We start from the raw sequence: 16,378 nt of genomic DNA, 5'->3' as shown, positions 1-16,378 counted from the left end.
GAATTTTTTATTCTTGATGGAAAATCATTGTATTATCCCAATAAGAAAGGGAAAATCGATGTGATGCAGCTGCCTTTGATGAAAAAGAAAATGTAACAGCAAGCCCTTAAATATCCTCTGAAATAACGAAGTAAACTGCTGAATTTCAAACATATAAACACAGCTTATTGCATTTTTATCAATCCACAATTTTATCAACAGACATTTTGGCAGTTTGCATTGTTTAATATGATCACAAATGTAAATTATTATTTTCTGTTAAAATTTGATTAAATTTGACTGTTGTAAATTATTTCATAATGAATTTTGAACAGATCTATTCTTCGAATCAATTTTTTCCAAACCGTTATATTTCGCCTGAAAAATTATTTTCTTATCTACAGGACAATCTCGGCGATTATATTCAGGAGATCGGAAAATCTTATTTGGGAAAACCGATTTATAAACTGACTGTCGGAACCGGAAGCGTTCATGTTCTTGCCTGGTCCCAGATGCACGGTAACGAATCCAACGCAACGCATGCGATGCTTGATCTTTTAACCACTTTGGATAATGCTCCTGAAATGAAGAAAAAATTATTCGGAAAGATTACGCTGGAATTTATTTTTATGCTTAATCCTGACGGCTCTGAAAAATGGACCCGGATGAATGCCGTGGAAATTGATCTTAACCGTGATTTTTATAACGAAGCCAGTACCGAAATAAAATATCTGAAAAACACCGTGGCTTCCGGAAAATATGATTATGCCCTGAATCTTCATGAACAGAGAACAATTTTTACCACCGACGGCATCCACCCGGCAACCCTGTCTTTCCTGGCACCTTCAGAGAATGTTGAGCGAACGGTAACGGAAAACAGGAAAAAATGCATGGCCATCATTGCAGAGGTGTATCACCATCTAAAAGAAATGATCCCTGATCAGATCGGCAGGTATTCCGATGAGTTTTATCCGGCGTCAACCGGCGACAATTTCATCAAAGCCGGGATGCCGACCATTTTATTTGAGGGCGGACATTTCGTAGGTGACTATACCCGGAAAGAAACGAGGAAATATTATACGGTGGCATTATATTATGCCTTGGAAGCAATTGCAGAATTAAACTCCGGAACAGCAGGCTGGGAAGCTTATCTGGAAATCCCCGAAAATAAGGAAACCCATTACGATATTATTTACAGGAATGTAAAACTCAATACCGAACATGAATGCATTCTGGATATCGCTGTTCAGTACCGGGAAATTTTTGAGGAAGGGAAAGAAGATATTTCCTTTATCCCTTTTGTTGTGGAAGTAGGAGATGTGAAGAAGAAAAAAGGCTGGCAGGAAATCGACTGTACCGGAAAGAAATTTGTCTGCCCGACCCGGTATCCAAAACTGGAGGCCGAAGTAAGTTTTACCATTGAAGATTAAATAGAAAAGCGGAACACATGCGATGTTCCGCTTTTTGTTTTATGATGAAGCTAATCTTTTTGATTCTTAGTCGACCACTTTAATTCCGTTGGCTACGAATCGGATTTCTTCTTTCGGATTTGTAATCGCATCAATTTCAGCCTTTGGCTTTTTAGCATCTTCGGCATAATGTTTCTGCTCATCTACGGAAGTTACTTTTCTTTCAGCCGTTCCGTCCATAACCACAGTCTTACCCTTTAAAGCTGTCGGAACAAAAAACGCATAATCTTTCATCTTCACAAAAAACTGGGAATTATCCTCCGTCTGGATGGTCAGCCAGCAACCTTTTTTATCGCAGACATCCGTTACTTTTCCTTTTACGGCAACGTTGTCTACTTTCCTGTTCTCTTTTTTAAGCTTCCTGCTCAGTTTATCTGCAGAGATGGCTTTGGATTCAGCATTTGAAGCAACGCCGCTTCCATATACATCGCCGACAACTGCATTTCCTGCAGGCGGACCGAATTTTTCGGCTTCCTGGGCAAAAGCTAAAGACGAAGCACTTACGGCTGCAGCAAATAATATCGTTTTGAATTTCATTTTTAATATTTTTCCAAAAATACTAATAAATTCCGAATCTCAAAATCGTTCAAACTTGATAAAAAACAAGCTGGGTATTTCGGTCTTCAGAATTATTTGCTTTACCTTACTTCAAGGTACTCAATTTATTTCCTTAGGATATTTTTCTCTTGGAGCTCGATCCCGCTTTCCATTGCAATCTTTTTTTTCAAAAAAGGATTTTCATTTCAATCGGGGCTAGGGCGGCAGTCCTCATTTCAAATATAATCTTCCGATCTATGACGGATTATATTTTGGCAGGGAAACTTCCGGCATCCGGCTTTGCTCTTCCGGTTTATTACCCTCATTTCTGGTACGTGTTAACATTATATTTATTTATATTTGGAATCTATATTTAAATATGCAGAAAAAACTAAAACTTTGGGATGCCATTATGCTGGTGATGGGATCCATGATCGGAAGCGGGATTTTTATTGTGTCCGCCGATATGATGCGGAACCTCGGCTCTGGTTTCTGGATGATTGCCGTCTGGGTTATTACCGGAATTATGACGGTAGCTGCCGCGATCAGCTATGGAGAACTATCCGCACTGTTTCCTAAAGCGGGCGGACAGTATACTTATCTTAAAGAGATCTTCGGCAGAAGAATGGGTTTCCTTTACGGCTGGGGACTATTTACGGTGATCCAGACCGGAACCATTGCGGCGGTAGCGATGGCCTTCGGCAAATTCACCGCTTATCTGGTGCCGTCTTTAAACGATGCGGCCCCTATTTTCCAGAGCGGGGAATTCATGATTACCTGGATCCAGATTCTGGCCATCGCCGTCATTATTCTGCTTACCTACATCAATACGAGAGGCGTTGAAAGCGGAAAGTTTTTACAGAATATTTTCACAGGTTCAAAGATTGTGGCTCTTCTGGGTCTTATCGCGGCCGGATTTATTCTGGTCGATTTTTCCCACCTGGCAGAAAATTTCAGTTTCGGGTACGATGCTTTCAGCAACCTCAAAAAAGATCTCATGGGAAATTTCCTTAAAGAAGGCTGGGAACCCATCGGTGGAATGACTTTGCTGGGCGGAATCGCTGCTGCGATGGTCGGTTCCGTTTTCAGCTCTGTGGCCTGGGAAAGCGTAACTTTCGTTTCCGGTGAAATTGAAAACCCGAAAAAGAATGTGGTAAAATCGATGATCTACGGAACCACAGCAGTGATGATTTTATACATTGCCGTAAATTATGTATACCTGAATGCACTGGACCGGGATTCCATTGCGTTTGCCGGAAACGACAGGGTAGCGGTGGCTGCCTCACATTTTATTTTCGGAAACGCAGGAACGGCAATTATTGCAGTGTTGGTAATGGTTTCCACTTTCGGATGCAACAACGGACTCATCCTGGCCGGAGCACGGGTTTTCCAGACCATGGCCAAGGACGGGATGTTCTTTAAGCAGGCCGAATATAACAATAAAAATGACGTTCCGGCCAATGCCCTCTGGATGCAGGGCGTGTGGGCTTCACTGCTTTGCCTGAGCGGGCAGTACGGAAACCTTCTGGACATGATTTCTTTTGTTATCGTTTTATTTTACATGATTACCGTTTTTGGAGTAATGTATCTGAGGATTAAACAGCCGAATCTGGAAAGGCCATACAAAACATGGCTTTATCCGGTGACGCCGATTATTTACTTACTGATCGGAACCGGCTTCTGCATTTTGCTGCTGATCTACAAACAGCAATACACCTGGCCCGGTTTCCTGATGGTGCTGCTGGGACTGCCGGTCTACTATTTCATCAATAAAAATAATAAAGCGCAATAATTTCAAAGCTGTCTACATCAAGGCAGCTTTTTTTTGGATTAATGTTGGAGTACGCAAAGACGCGAAAGTCTTTAAAATACGTTATGCGAAAAAGGCGCAGAGATTTTATCTTTGATAAAGTTGAGAAGTGCTGATTTTTCAAAGAGTAAAAATTTCAGAGGTTAGTATTAGCAGTAAAAATTTGACAGCGTCAAATCCTTGCGACTTAAAACGGTGCCTTTTCCTCTGCGCATTCGAACAAATAATAACCTTCAAAAAATAATTTAAATACGCTTAACCGAAAAATTCTACTCCCTTGGAGGGGTGGCGAAAATTCAGAATGAATTTTTGACGGGGTGGTCTTTAAAATATGAATAGTGAATGGTCAACCTGCTTCGATCATCAATTCTTTTTTCCAGCACTAAAAATTCACCATTCACTTGCGAAGCAAAATCCTCCCTTCACCATTCACCTGTGCAACGGAATTCTCCCTTCACCCAATAAAATTTTCTTTCCGAGATTCCTTTTATCAGGGAAAATGATTAAATTGGTATTTCTTTTTCAGGTAAACGTGAATTACAAAGAAAAACAAAGAAGTTGATATCATGGATACACCAAATTACAGAATGCCTTTTGTTCCGGCAGCGCTCATGACGGAAGGAGGAAGTATTGATACCTGCGACATGGGGGAAAGTATTGCCCACAACATCATGCTGCTGATCACCACTAAAAAGGGCGAAAACCGGTATGATGACAATTACGGGAACGATGTCTGGAGCCTTGAGTTCGATAACGGGATTACCAGTGCCGTCTGGGAAGCCGTTTTTATCAAAAGCTTAAAAAGACAGATCCAGGAATACGAACCCCGTATCGTACAGCCGCAGATCGATGCGCACATCCAGATCGTAGAACACAATTACGACACTAAAGAACATACCGAAATCAAGAAGAAAGTAAAGATCGCCATCAATGCCAAAATGGAACATTCGGGAGAACGTTTCAGCTTTTCTACGGAGCTCTTCCTGAGTCCGATGTCGATTGATTAATTTTCTCAAGCTATAACTACCATTCACCATTTATGAATTTAGACCAGAACATCTATTCCAAAGAATCCGTAAAAGCCAGGATGCTTCAGAACGCCACCAAAGTATGGGGACTGAAAAGCCCGCAGTCGCTGGATCCCTTTGTGAAACTACTTATTGATGCCTTCAGCACAGAAGTCTTTAAAGCCAATAACGAAGTACAGACGGTCAATGCCCGCATCCTGGAAAAGCTGGCCAAGCTCCTGACCCCGTCCATTTATACCCATCCGATTCCGTCTCACGCGATTGCCTTTACGCAGCCGTATGAATCTTCGGAGATGCTGCTGGAGCATACGGAGTTCTTTTTCAAAAAGCAGATGACCTCCACCATAAAATCGGAATCGGATAAGCAGATCAATATTCCGTTTACACCCATCGGAAACATACGCATCAATAAGGTACAGACTGCCATCATGTTTGTCGGGAATACCTGCTATGGAATCGACGAAAGGCTTAACAAAATCCCGATTGCCCGGTTCCAGGGAAGACCGGAAGATTACCGGAAAGTAACCATAGGCATTGATGTTTCAAAATACACCAATGAAACCTTTCCTAAAGATGTAAGTGTCTACTGTTCAAATCCCGCTTTCGAACATCTGGATTTCACCTACAAGCTTCTGCCTTACATCACGGTTTCAAGCAACCGAAATCCCTTGTTTGTAAGAGAAGGACTGACCTATTATAAAGGCAGCCAGTCCGACGGCTACGAGCAGATGTTCCGCGAACAGTCTATTCAGAACAAAATCGTTGAAGATGTAAAAAGCATTTACCATCATAAATTTATCGAGATCTCCGGGATTTCAAGTTCCTTGTTTTCCGAACCGGGAAAGCTGCCGGAAAATTTAGACTTCGTAGATTATAAAGAAGAAATTACGAAATTCATCGACGGAAAAACATACTTATGGCTGACGCTTGAGTTCCCCCCTCAGTTTTCCGCAGAGATCCTGGACAATTTCTCTTTTGTGCTGAACGCATTTCCTATCTATAACCGCGGCTGGAAAAAAACGGAGTACAGCCTGGACATTATGGGGAACAATATTCCCCTGGTTACCGATGAAGGAGAGCATTTCCTGTATGTGGATGAGGTGCAGGATGGCGAAGGACGAAGATATACCGAAATTCCTTTCACCCCGAATGACGATCTGAGAAAAGGATTGTATACGGTAAGGAAAGGAGGAATGGAGCGGTTTACGAACAGGAACGCCGTTGACATGATCGCCAATGTTCTTGAACTGACACGGGATGAGATCGCCGCGTTTTCTCTGCTGAACAGGGATAATGTAAAAGGCGTGCTCAGTGAAATGTCTGACAAGATGAAATCGATGGTGCAGAAAGTGAATAATGCCAAAAGAAATGTGAAGCAGGAACTCAATTACGTCATTATGGAGCCGGTGGATAAAACCGACCATACCTACGCAGCCTTCTGGATTACCCACGCCACGCTTGCTAATCACCTCCGTCCGGGAACGGAACTTTCCAATCAGATCAAATCCCAGACCTTAGTGCTGCTCACTGAAACCATCGGCGGAGCTGAGGAGCAGAAAGGAACCGACAGTATTCAGGCTTATAAATATGCCCTGACGACCCGTGATAAAATCATTTCCCTGGAAGACGTGAAGAATTATTGCCGGATGGTTTTGAAGGATGAACTGAAGGAAGTAAGGGTAACCCGCGGAACCATGATCAGCAACAGACCGAAAGAAGGATTTATCCGGACGGTAGATGTAGATGTTGTCCCGCAGAACTATTCTTTCTACGGAAGGGCATATTGGGAAAATATGGCGAATGTCCTCCGGAACCAGATCATCTCAAAAGCCATTGACGGAATTGAATACCGCGTTAAAGTCATCAATGAAGATCTGGATTTTAATTGATTATTTTAAACCATTCAGATTTTTGAATATGCTCACGCAGATTACGCAGATTTGTATTATGTATTTAAATCTGCGTAATCTATTTAAACATCAGGCTGAATAAAATCCTAGATTTTAATTAAACTTAACCTCTGAATATTTCTTAATGGTTGACCTTCGTACAAGCTAAACCATTAAGGTTTATAAAGGACTTGAGAGAAGTTAAGCTTAGCTTGCCTTTAAGCAGATAGCTTAAAAATTTTAACCTCTTACGGTTTACAGACAGAAAAAACTTCCGGCATCCGGCCTCCTTCTTCCTGCCCGTTAAACCCTGAATACTTCTCGAGGGCACAGAATCTGTTTATGGCATAGAGTTGGAGATAATTATTCTGCCTGGTAATCGGTTGTGCAAAAGATTTTTTCAGCCTGCGGTGGATGACTGGAAAGAAATAAAGATGTGAACAAAGTAGTCGTATGAACGTTTAAATTCCTAACACTATTTAACACTAAAAATTCCATAAAATTCCGTAATTTTGCACAGCGTGATTTTCAGGTAAAATCACCCCAAATTATGAGTAAATCAACAGAATATATTGAAGTTTACGGGGCCCGTGAACACAACTTGAAAAACATCAATGTAAAAATCCCCCGCAACGAATTGGTTGTGATTACCGGTCTTTCGGGAAGCGGGAAATCATCTCTGGCTTTCGACACCATTTTCGCGGAAGGCCAGCGCCGTTATATCGAAACGTTCTCCGCTTATGCAAGACAGTTTCTGGGCGGACTGGAACGTCCTGACGTCGATAAGATCGAAGGGCTGTCCCCGGTGATCGCCATCGAACAGAAAACCACCAATAAGAACCCGCGTTCAACAGTTGGAACCGTTACGGAGCTTTATGATTTCCTCCGTCTTCTTTTTGCAAGGGTTTCCGATGCTTATTCCCAGACTACAGGGAAGAAACTCGTAAGCTATACCGAAGATCAGATCCTTGAGGCCATTAAAGAAAATTACAAAGGTGAAAAGATCATGCTGACGGCACCGGTGGTAAGAGCCAGAAAAGGGCATTACCACGAACTTTTTGTACAGATGGCCAAAAAAGGCTACGGACAGGCGAGGATCGACGGGGAATTGCAGGATATTGAATACGATTTAAAGCTGGACCGTTACAAGACCCACGACATCGATATTGTAATCGACCGCTGGATCATCGGCGAATCCGCTTCCGAATCCCGAATGGAAAAATCGTTGCGCACCGCCATGGAAATGGGGGAAGGGCTGATCGGAATCCAGAAGCTCGGAAGCAAAGACATTGAATATTTCTCCAAAAACCTGATGGATGCCGAGACCGGACATTCCCTGGCGTTACCCGAGCCGAATACCTTTTCGTTCAACTCGCCGAAGGGAAGCTGCCCGAGCTGTAAAGGATTAGGGACAATCAAAAAGATCAATACCGATTACTTTGTAGAGAACCCGAAACTTTCCATCAACCAGGGAGGTTTATTGCCATTGGAAGATCTGAAATCCAACAAATGGATTTTAGCGCAGATTAAAAACATTCTGGAGATCTTCGGTCTGGGAATGGCAACCCCGATGAAGGATGTTCCGGAAGAAGCGCTGGACTATATTTACAATGGCTGCCACAAGGAATTCAATAAAGACCTGAAATACGCAGGCATTACCAAAAAAATAAAGATCAGTTTTGACGGCCTTATTTCTTTCATGGAAGAAATCATCGAAGAAAGGGAATCCTATGAGGCGATCCTGCTGGAAAGGCATTTCACCACGGAAGAAACCTGTCCGGAATGTAAGGGAACCCGTCTTCAGCCTTCTAGCTTAAGTTTTAAAATTGACGGAAAGAACATTGCTGAGGTCAATGCATTAAGCTTAATTGATCTGAAAGAATGGTTAGCTGACATAAAGGATAAATTCTCAGAGAAAAATGCGATTATCGCTTATGAAATTTTAAAGGAAATCGAAACCAGGCTTCAGTTTCTGCTGGATGTCGGGTTGGATTACCTGAGCCTAAGCCGGAGTTCACGAACGCTTTCAGGAGGGGAGTCCCAAAGGATCCGTCTGGCCACGCAGATCGGTTCACAGCTGGTGAACGTTCTTTATATCCTTGATGAACCGAGCATCGGTCTTCACCAGAGGGACAACGAGCGGCTGATCAATTCATTGAAAAACCTCCGCGACATCGGGAACTCCGTCCTGGTGGTGGAACACGATAAAGACATGATCCTGGAAGCCGATGAGGTACTGGACGTCGGTCCGAGAGCCGGTAAATTCGGAGGGGAGATCCTGTGGCAGGGAAAACCGAAAGATCTGGTAAAAGCCGATACCATCACAGCCCAGTACATCAACGGAAAAAGAAAAATCGAAATTCCTGCGGAAAGACGTAAAGGAAGCGGGAAACATATCATCCTGAAAGGTGCAACGGGAAACAACCTTAAAAACGTAACGCTGGATATTCCTTTAGGGAAACTGGTGGTCGTTTCTGGGATCTCTGGAAGCGGAAAGTCTTCCCTGATCAACGGAACCTTGTATCCGATTCTGAACAAACATTTTTACAGAGCGGTGCAGGAACCTTTGCCCTACAAAAAAATAGAAGGCCTGGAACACATCGATAAAATCGTGGATGTAGACCAGACACCGATCGGAAGAACACCGAGATCCAATCCGGCTACCTATACCGGAATGTTTACGGACATCCGGAACCTTTTTGCCGAACTGCCAGAATCCAAGATCCGCGGGTACAAACCGGGAAGGTTCTCCTTTAACGTAAAAGGCGGAAGATGCGAAACCTGTCAGGGCGGCGGTCTGAAGGTTATTGAAATGAACTTCCTGCCGGATGTGTATGTCCATTGCGAGACCTGCAACGGAAAACGGTTCAACCGGGAAACGCTGGAAGTCCGGTACAAAGGAAAATCGATTTCCGATGTATTGGATATGACGATAGATGAAGCGGTAGAATTTTTCCAGCCGATTCCGAAGATTTTTTCAAGGGTTAAAACTTTGCAGGATGTCGGGTTGGGTTACATCACGATGGGGCAGCAGTCCACCACGCTTTCCGGAGGGGAAGCCCAACGGATCAAGCTGGCCACTGAACTCGCCAAAAGACAGACCGGAAATACCTTGTACATTCTGGATGAACCAACGACCGGGCTCCATTTTGAAGACGTGAAAATCCTGATGGATGCCATCAACCGGTTGGTGGAACTTGGAAACTCCTTCATCATCATCGAACACAATATGGACGTCATCAAACTCGCCGACCACATCATCGACGTCGGTCCCGAAGGCGGAAAACACGGCGGCCAGATCGTCGCCCAGGGAACGCCGGAGGAAATCGTGAAGTCGAAGAAGAGTTTAACGGGGAAGTTTTTGAAGAGGGAACTGTAATAGTAAATATCAACTTATATATAAAAGGGATTTGTGAATGCAGATTCCTTTTTTATTGATCTAACTGATCCATTATGAAAAAAACATATTATCTCTGTTTTGTTCTTCTGCTGTCTTTACATATGGTACTGGTAGATAAGAATATTACTTTAGTTAGTCGTTCAGCTGTAGTTCCTCAATTTTAACCTTTCAATATTAAATTTTCACTTATTTCGAAAGTTTATGATCCTGTAAATCAATAATTTAAATTCTAATGTTAACTTAATGTTAACTGAATGTAAAATTAATATGAATTATTTTATATATCTTTGGTAAAGAGTTAGTAAAAAAGTTTAAAATAACATTAAAACCAAAGCGTTATGAAAAATAAAATTCAATTATTAATGGCATCCCTGTTTGCTTTCGGATTTATAGCAGTAATGAACACAGCAAAGGCACAGGCTTCAAATAACAATACCATCCAGGAGGTTCAGCTGAACAAGAATGATGCATTCAACGAAATCAGAAACCTGCTGATGGCCAACTTCGACTTTACCAATTCTGACTATAAGCAGGGGATCGTTAATTCAGAAGTAAAATTCGATGTTGCAGAAAATGGAAAAATCGTAAACGTTCATTCCAAAGGAGACTGCAAAAACGTAAGCAAAGAAATCGAAAATGTATTGAGCAGACTGCAGTACAGAGTAGACAGCAAAAAACTGAATGACAATATGATTGCTTCCACTTACGTAATGCCGGTAAGGGTGGACATCAACAACAGATAAAAAACATTCATAAATTTTATACGAAGCCATGCAGATTCTGTGTGGCTTTCTTATTAATCTGATTTAAAAACAGGCGGTCCTTGCTGATTTTTTACTTTTTAAATAATCTATTTTCCTGTAATAAATTTTAAAAATTTCCGTTCAACTTAGAATCATCAAAATCAAAACGATATGAAAAATATGAAGAAACTCAGCAAGACCGATTTGAAATCGGTGTATGGCGGACAGCCTAAAAAGTATTGCGTATATTGCGAAAGACTCAACAAAACGGTTTGCAGCGAAGTTCCGATTGCACAGTGCCCGTAAAGTAAAAGGTTGCTCCCCGGCAACCTTTCGTTTTATTTTCTAAACTCAGCACGGAGGTCATTCAGCCTTGTTTTCAGGTCCTTTACCTGCGCGATTTTATCAAAAGTAATATTGTCTATCTCCCAGCCGGCACCCGAAGGATTGATGAGGTGTACATTTTCTTTCCAGACGATTTTCGGGGCAACGGCCGTATTTTCAAATTCAATGACAGCATCAGCCGTTTGTACATTCGGTTTTATCGTCCGTGTTTCGATCGATTTGATTTCGTATTTTGTATAGCCTTCGTACAGGCTTGTAAAAACCGATCCTTCCAGAATCAGCGGCTTATCATCGGGATGAGCACTTTTCTTAATATTTTCCATATCCTCTTTCGATGCATCGACAATTTCTTCAATTTCTTTCCGGATCTGCGGCGTGAACAGATTATTAGCAATCGGCTGATTATAAAGCGCCTCACTGGATGGTCCGTATTGTGCGTAAAATTTTTCCAGTACCTTGGTTACTTCGGCATTGGAGCCCTGCACCTGCAGTCCGGAGTCTTTTTTCTTACAGCTGAAAAGAAAAAGAAAGAGGCCCAGGTAAATAAGTAATTTTTTCATGGTCTGTTTTAAATTAATGGTTAAAAATAAAATTCAGAGAGCGCAAAACTCAATCTTTATCATTTTCAAAAGTAATAAAATTCTGTACAGTATGAGACCGTGAAATACATCTTTTTTTAATCAGGAAAACGGATATTTTGATCAGACAAACAACTTTTTTGAAATCCTGACCGGATATAGATAAAAGTGTGGTGCGATTTATGTTCAGGGATATTGCGACTGACTGTTCCGGTCAGGAATTATGGAGAAAAAACATTATCAACAATTATGAATTACGAACTGAGAGAAATGCTGCCCGAGGACGAAGCCCGGGTTCTGGAGATTTTCCGGCAGGGGATCGACAGCGGAATAGCTACTTTTGAAACAAACGTTCCTTCCGATGAAGTCTGGGATATGGATTACCTGAACGACTGCCGTTGGGTGCTGGAGAACGAAAACCAGGAAGTGGTAGGCTGGTGTGCCCTGAGGCCCGTAAGCAGAAAAGAGAGCTACAAAGGGGTAGCGGAAGTAAGTATTTATTTTGATAGGGATTACCGGAACAAAGGATTGGGCTCGGTTTTGCTTAAAAAGATGATCCTCGACAGCGAAGATCACGGATTCTGGACTTTGCAGACGAATATTTTCCCGGAAAACGAAGGTGCCTTAAAAGCCCATCTGAAAAGCGGTTTCCGTATCGTAGGAACGAGAAGCAAGATCGGAAAGCTCAACGGCCAATGGAAAGATGTCATCATGCTCGAGAGAAGAAGCAAGACGGTATTCTGAAATTCAGAAAAAATAATAAAGTTTCTTAAAAAATGAGAAGTATGTATCGGTAATCGTTTACTGGCACCGCTATTGCTGCATTTCATCATGTAATTTGAAAATAATATATTATGAAGGTGCTGACTAGAATTTTAGGATTACTCGTCTTTGTTTTTTCCCTGGCGTATTACCAGGCTTCCCCGATCCAGTGGGGTCACGGTCGAGGACACGGCCACGAACCGAAAAAACATCATTACCACAGACCGCACAGGCCGCATTACAAAAAGGTAAAATACCGCAGGCCGCCCGGACATTATTATAAAAGGCATCATTACAGGCCTGTAAGACACCGGTACTATTCGAGTCCTCGGGTTTACTACAGCAGACCTGTGGTGGTTGTAAGACACCGATAGACCCATTATCAGCACTGACAACAGTTCAGTGCTTTTTCTTTTTCTGAATCTGCCGTAAAAAAGAACATTGGCATCGGCATTGATTAATGTATACCGAACCAAAAAATAAATGATATGAAATCTTTACTGAAAATGTTCGGGGCCTTTGTTTTGGCTTATGCAACCAGTGCCTGCCACCCGCCGCCAAGACCTCCGAGACCTCCGCAACCGCCTAGGAGGCCGCACGGAATGATCGAAAAAAATCTCAATGCTGCCAAGGCAGATTTAATCTTTGAAAGAAAATCGATGATCAAGAAATCATAACTTATGAAAATCCCCGGAGAAATTGTATCTCCGGGGATTATTTTTTAGCAGCTGAACAATTTTAATCTTAGTTTTTGCCTTAGCTATAGTATCCTATAATTTCAGCTTTTTCGGGTTAAGAATGGTATTGAAAATCATCACTTCCTGCCCGAATCTTGATCCAACCCTTTCTGCAATATTTTCCATTTCACTTTTGATGAAATCTTCCCTCAGGTCATCGGTATCGAAAATAAGGAGAAGGTTGTAATTTTTCCCCTCTTCTATATAGTCGCTGTGCACTTCAGAAAGGATATACTGGCTGACATCCATTAAATTTTCCGTCATCAGAACCAAAGTTTCATCGATGTAATTTTCCCATTCCTGAAGCCGGTTTTTCGTACAGTGAAAAGTTATACTTAATATGCTCATATTTTTATGAATTTTTAAGATTCTTTAGATAAAATTTACCGCAAAAATCGGCAAATTTTTCGTAAATTAGCCCGTTATTAAAAAAGGGGAATAAATAATTTTCAGACGTACAGCTAAGGGTCTGAATATCATTATAATAAATTTGTTTATGCAAAAAGAAGGAGAAAGACTGATTCCTATCAACATTGTTGATGAAATGAAGTCGTCTTATATCGATTATTCGATGTCGGTTATCGTTTCCAGAGCGTTACCGGATGTAAGAGACGGCTTGAAACCCGTTCATAGAAGAGTGCTTTACGGTATGTATGGATTAGGGGTTTTTTCTAATAGAAAATATCTGAAATCTGCGAGAATTGTTGGAGACGTTTTGGGTAAATACCACCCACATGGAGACTCCTCTGTATATGATGCGATGGTAAGGATGGCCCAGGACTGGAGCCTCCGTTACCCTCAGGTAGACGGCCAGGGTAACTTCGGTTCCATGGACGGCGATCCGCCTGCAGCCATGCGTTACACCGAAGCAAGGCTGAAAAAAATCTCCGATGAGATCCTTTCAGACTTAGATAAAGAAACGGTAGATTTCCAGAACAACTTCGACGACAGTTTACAGGAACCCACGGTTCTGCCTTCTAAAATTCCCAACCTTTTGGTAAACGGGACTTCCGGTATTGCCGTAGGGATGGCGACCAATATGGCGCCGCACAACCTTTCGGAATCCGTAGATGCGATCTGCGCTTACATTGACAATAAAGAAATTACCATCGATGAGCTGATGCAGCACATCATTGCTCCCGATTTCCCGACCGGCGGAATCATTTACGGATACGACGGGGTAAGGGATGCTTTCCATACCGGAAGAGGAAGAGTCGTGCTTCGGGCTAAAGTGGCTTTCGAAGAAATCGGAAACCGTAATGCCATCATCGTCAACGAAGTTCCGTATCAGGTAAACAAAGCGGAAATGATCGCCAGGACCGCTGATCTGGTGAAGGAAGACAAAATCCCGGGGATTTACGAAATCAGGGACGAATCCGACCGGAGAGGGCTTCGTATTGTTTACGAACTGAAAAATGACGCGATTCCTAACGTAGTCCTGAACCTATTATATAAATATACCGCACTTCAGACTTCTTTCAGTGTAAACAATATTGCTTTGGTTCACGGAAGACCGGAACAGCTGAACCTGAAAGACATTATCCACCATTTCGTGGAGCACAGGCATGAAGTGATCGTAAGAAGAACGCAGTTCGAGCTTAGAAAAGCAAGAGAAAGAGCGCACATCCTTGAAGGGTTCATGAAAGTAATCGGATCCCAGGATTCCCTGGACCGGGCGATCTCCATCATCCGTCACTCTTCCAATCCGCAGGCGGCAAAAGAAGGCCTGATCGAGGCATTTGAACTTTCCGAGCTTCAGGCACAGGCTATCCTTGATCTCCGTCTTGCCCGTCTTACAGGTATGGAGCTGGATAAGATCCGTGATGAGTATGATGCCATCATGAAAGAAATTGAAAATCTAGAGGACATCCTTGCCAACGAGCCGAGAAGATTCCAGATCATCAAAGACGAATTAATTGAAGTAAAAGAAAGATACGGCGATGAAAGAAGAACCGAAATCGATTATTCAGGCGGTGAAATGTCTATCGAAGACATTATCCCGAACGAATCGGTGGTGCTTACGATTTCCCACGCCGGATATATCAAGAGGACTTCACTTTCCGAATATAAGATCCAGAGCAGGGGCGGTGTAGGAAACAAAGCGGCCACCACAAGGGATGCCGACTTCCTGGAATACATCGTATCGGCTACCAACCACCAGTATATGCTGTTCTTTACCGAAAAAGGAAGATGCTACTGGCTGAGGGTATTTGAGATCCCGGAAGGCTCCAAAACGGCAAAAGGAAGAGCGGTACAGAACCTGATCAATATTGAGCCGGACGACAAGATCAAAGCATACATCAGAACCAACAACCTGAAAGATTCCGAATACGTGAACCAGATGAGCGTTGTGATGGTAACCAAAAACGGTACGATCAAGAAAACGTCCCTTGAAGCCTATTCCAGACCGAGGGTAAATGGGGTGAATGCCATTGAAATCAGAGATAATGACCAGTTGTTAGGGGCTTATCTTACCAACGGAAGCTCTCAGATCATGATCGCGACCAAAAACGGTAAATGTATCCGTTTCCCGGAAGAAAAAGTAAGAGAAGTAGGAAGAGGGTCTATCGGGGTTCGCGGAATCAGCATGGATGAAAACGATGAAGCAATAGGAATGATTGTAGTGAACGACCTTGAAACGGAAACCGTTCTTGTGGTATCTGAGAAAGGATACGGCAAGAGAACGGCCGTATTGGACTACAGGGAAACCAACAGAGGCGGAAAAGGGGTAATCACCCTGAACATCACCGAAAAGACCGGAAACCTTATCGCTATCCAGAACGTAACTGATGAGGACGGATTGATGATCATCAATAAATCCGGAGTTGCCATCCGGATGAATATGAACGAAATGAGGGTAATGGGTAGAAATACCCAGGGCGTAAAACTCATCAACCTTAAGAAAAATGACGAAATTGCAGCGATTGCAAAAGTAGAAATGGATAAGGAAGTGGAAGAGGAAATCATAGATGAAGAAATTGCAGGAGAAGCCGGCTCCGAAGAAGTACAGGTAACCGGGGAACTTTTCCCTGATGAAAATGCCGGTGTACAGGAAGAGCAGCAAAGCCCTGACGAAGAATAAAAAAAGAATATCAATTAAT

At 42.5% G+C, this 16,378-nt stretch carries 14 protein-coding genes; 11 read left to right on the top strand and 3 right to left on the bottom strand.

Translation table 11 applies throughout. The features are described from left to right. Positions 1–299: 299 nt before the first annotated feature. Positions 300–1,409 (top strand): M14 family zinc carboxypeptidase, encoded by a 1,110-nt coding sequence (locus FY557_RS18580; protein ID WP_149248735.1) that lies wholly within the window; start codon positions 300–302, stop codon positions 1,407–1,409. Between the two features lie 66 nt (positions 1,410–1,475). Here FY557_RS18580 and FY557_RS18575 read toward each other — a convergent pair whose 3' ends face one another. Beyond that, positions 1,476–1,985, bottom strand: coding sequence for a DUF4920 domain-containing protein (locus FY557_RS18575; RefSeq protein ID WP_149248734.1), 510 nt, complete (start codon positions 1,983–1,985; stop codon positions 1,476–1,478). Positions 1,986–2,364: 379 nt separating this feature from the next. On the opposite strand from FY557_RS18575, the gene FY557_RS18570 reads away from it, so the two are divergent. The 6 genes from FY557_RS18570 (at position 2,365) to FY557_RS18545 (ending at position 11,161) form a co-directional block, all read left to right on the top strand. Next, positions 2,365–3,777, top strand: a complete 1,413-nt coding sequence (locus FY557_RS18570) for an APC family permease (RefSeq protein ID WP_149248733.1) — start codon at positions 2,365–2,367, stop codon at positions 3,775–3,777. Positions 3,778–4,361: 584 nt separating this feature from the next. Next, positions 4,362–4,802 (top strand): GPW/gp25 family protein, encoded by a 441-nt coding sequence (locus tag FY557_RS18565; RefSeq protein WP_149248732.1) that lies wholly within the window; start codon positions 4,362–4,364, stop codon positions 4,800–4,802. A 32-nt stretch (positions 4,803–4,834) separates the two neighbouring features. Beyond that, positions 4,835–6,712 carry a type VI secretion system baseplate subunit TssF gene (locus tag FY557_RS18560; protein WP_149248731.1) on the top strand — a complete coding sequence of 626 codons (1,878 nt, stop codon included), beginning with the start codon at positions 4,835–4,837 and terminating at the stop codon, positions 6,710–6,712. Between the two features lie 550 nt (positions 6,713–7,262). Continuing rightward, entirely contained in the window at positions 7,263–10,091 is a 2,829-nt protein-coding gene (gene uvrA, locus FY557_RS18555) for an excinuclease ABC subunit UvrA (protein ID WP_149248730.1), read from the top strand. Positions 10,092–10,450: 359 nt separating this feature from the next. Next, positions 10,451–10,855: a hypothetical protein gene (locus FY557_RS18550; RefSeq protein ID WP_149248729.1), complete on the top strand. Its 405-nt coding sequence runs from the start codon at positions 10,451–10,453 to the stop codon at positions 10,853–10,855. Positions 10,856–11,026: 171 nt separating this feature from the next. Next, on the top strand, positions 11,027–11,161 hold the full coding sequence (locus tag FY557_RS18545) for a bacteriocin-like protein (RefSeq protein ID WP_149248728.1): 135 nt from the start codon (positions 11,027–11,029) through the stop codon (positions 11,159–11,161). Positions 11,162–11,193: 32 nt separating this feature from the next. Here FY557_RS18545 and FY557_RS18540 read toward each other — a convergent pair whose 3' ends face one another. Further along, entirely contained in the window at positions 11,194–11,760 is a 567-nt protein-coding gene (locus FY557_RS18540) for a hypothetical protein (protein ID WP_149248727.1), read from the bottom strand. Between the two features lie 267 nt (positions 11,761–12,027). Between FY557_RS18540 and FY557_RS18535 the strand changes: the two genes are divergently transcribed. The 3 genes from FY557_RS18535 to FY557_RS18525 all read left to right on the top strand — a co-directional run bounded on the left by FY557_RS18535 (position 12,028) and on the right by FY557_RS18525 (position 13,217). Next, a complete protein-coding gene (locus tag FY557_RS18535) occupies positions 12,028–12,522 on the top strand; it encodes a GNAT family N-acetyltransferase (protein ID WP_149248726.1) in 495 nt (164 codons plus the stop codon). Positions 12,523–12,632: 110 nt separating this feature from the next. Continuing rightward, the gene (locus tag FY557_RS18530; protein ID WP_149248725.1) at positions 12,633–12,914 is read left to right on the top strand and encodes a hypothetical protein; all 282 of its coding nucleotides are present in this window, start codon (positions 12,633–12,635) and stop codon (positions 12,912–12,914) included. Between the two features lie 114 nt (positions 12,915–13,028). Next, positions 13,029–13,217 (top strand): hypothetical protein, encoded by a 189-nt coding sequence (locus FY557_RS18525; protein ID WP_149248724.1) that lies wholly within the window; start codon positions 13,029–13,031, stop codon positions 13,215–13,217. 93 nt (positions 13,218–13,310) lie between these two features. On the opposite strand, the gene FY557_RS18520 is transcribed toward FY557_RS18525, so the two are convergent. Next, positions 13,311–13,625, bottom strand: a complete 315-nt coding sequence (locus FY557_RS18520; RefSeq protein ID WP_149248723.1) for a DUF4286 family protein — start codon at positions 13,623–13,625, stop codon at positions 13,311–13,313. Positions 13,626–13,773: 148 nt separating this feature from the next. On the opposite strand from FY557_RS18520, the gene gyrA reads away from it, so the two are divergent. After that, on the top strand, positions 13,774–16,359 hold the full coding sequence (gene gyrA, locus FY557_RS18515) for a DNA gyrase subunit A (RefSeq protein WP_149248722.1): 2,586 nt from the start codon (positions 13,774–13,776) through the stop codon (positions 16,357–16,359). The last annotated feature ends 19 nt before the right edge of the window (positions 16,360–16,378 follow it).

Source organism: Chryseobacterium sp. SN22, assembly GCF_008329705.1.
In the GTDB taxonomy this organism is placed as follows: Bacteria; Bacteroidota; Bacteroidia; order Flavobacteriales; family Weeksellaceae; genus Chryseobacterium.
This window is presented reverse-complemented; position numbering and strand designations above follow the sequence as displayed.